The sequence below is a fragment of the Trinickia dabaoshanensis genome, assembly GCF_002879885.1.
Taxonomy (GTDB): Bacteria; Pseudomonadota; Gammaproteobacteria; order Burkholderiales; family Burkholderiaceae; genus Trinickia; species Trinickia dabaoshanensis.
Map to the genome: position 1 here is coordinate 1 of NZ_PNYA01000070.1, position 1,576 is coordinate 1,576.

1 protein-coding gene is annotated in these 1,576 nt (G+C 60.7%); it reads left to right on the top strand.

Translation table 11 applies throughout. The features are described from left to right. Positions 1-57: 57 nt before the first annotated feature. Complete coding sequence (locus C0Z18_RS32390) at positions 58-1,575, top strand: IS1182 family transposase (RefSeq protein WP_102649536.1); 1,518 nt, start codon at positions 58-60, stop codon at positions 1,573-1,575. The last annotated feature ends 1 nt before the right edge of the window (position 1,576 follow it).

Here is a 1,576-nt window from a genome sequence, read left to right on the forward strand (position 1 = left end):
CTCAGACTGCTGACAAAGCCCTGGCTTCGGCCAGGGCTTTGTTCTTTAATAGGGTTCATGCTCAAGAAGCCGACACCCGCCCAGCAAGAACTCGAGATGGTGACGCTCGAGATGCTTGTTCCAAAGGACCACCTGCTGCGCAAGATCGAGGCGGCAGTGGATTTCGAATTTATCCGCGAGAAGGTTGCGCATCTTTACTGCGCGGACAACGGCCGACCGGCGCTCGATCCGGTGGTGCTGTTCAAGCTGTTGTTCATCGGCTACCTGTTCGGGGTGCGCAGTGAGCGCCAGCTCATACGCGAGGTCCAGGTCAATGTGGCGTATCGATGGTTCGCCGGCTTTCGCCTGACCGATAAGGTGCCGGACGCCTCGACGTTCTCGCAGAACCGCCGGCGGCGCTTTACCGACACGACGGTGTATCAGGATATCTTCGACGAGATTGTGCGTCAGGCAATCGGGCACGGCATGGTCGATGGCCGCGTGCTGTACAGCGACAGTACGCACTTGAAGGCCAACGCCAATAAGAATAAGTTCGATGAGGTGCAGGTGGCGCAAACGCCCTCGGCGTATCTGGCCGAGTTGGATGCGGCAATCGATGCGGACCGGACTGCGCAAGGCAAGAAGCCCTTGAAGCGTGACGACGACGATCAGCCGCCGCCGAGCAAACAGATCAAGGTCAGCCGCACCGATCCCGAGAGCGGCTATATGGTGCGCGACGACAAGCCCAAGGGCTTCTTCTATCTGGATCACCGCACAGTCGACGCCAAACACGCGATCATCACCGATACCCACGTGACGCCGGCCTCGGTGCATGACAGTCAGCCGTATCTGGCGCGTTTAGATCGCCAACGCAAACGCTTCGGCTTCGAGGTACAAGCGGTGGGGCTCGATGCGGGCTACTTTACGCCCGCCATCTGTCAGGGACTGGAGGATCGCGGCGTGGCCGGCGTAATGGGCTATCGCTCGCCGAACCACAAGCCTGGAACGTTCTATAAGCGCGAGTACCGCTACGACGCCTATCGGGACGAGTATGTGTGCCCGCAGGGCCAGGCGCTGCGCTACAGCACGACCAACCGGGTGGGCTACCGCGAATACAAGTCCAACCCAGAGCTGTGCAAGCGCTGTGAGGTGCGCGGTCAGTGCACGAGCAGCGCCAATGCGATCAAAGTAGTCGTGCGTCACGTTTGGGAGCGAGCCAAGGAGCGCGTGGACGCCAGGCGGCTGACTGAATGGGGCAAACGCATTTATGCCCGGCGCAAGGAAACCGTGGAGCGTAGCTTTGCGGACGCCAAACAACTGCACGGACATCGCTACGCCAGGATGCGTGGGCTGCGCAAAGTCGCCGAGCAGTGCTTGCTGGCCGCTGCGGCGCAGAACATCAAGAAGATCGCGCTACTGCTGGCGCGCCTGCGGGCGCTTTTACGCCATTTCTGGCGCCTGTGCGAACCGCTACAGCGGCTCATTGCCGAGTTCGCGGGCTTGCTCGCCCAAATCGCACCGCACCGTACCCACAGCGCTACCGCCCAAAAAACAAACCCCATGCTCCGAAAAACATGGGGTTCGTCAGCAGTCTGAG

Excerpts from the sequence above, each read along its gene's own strand:
- C0Z18_RS32390 (WP_102649536.1), top strand. The coding sequence starts at position 58 with ATGCTCAAGAAGCCGACACCCGCCCAGCAAGAACTCGAGATGGTGACG.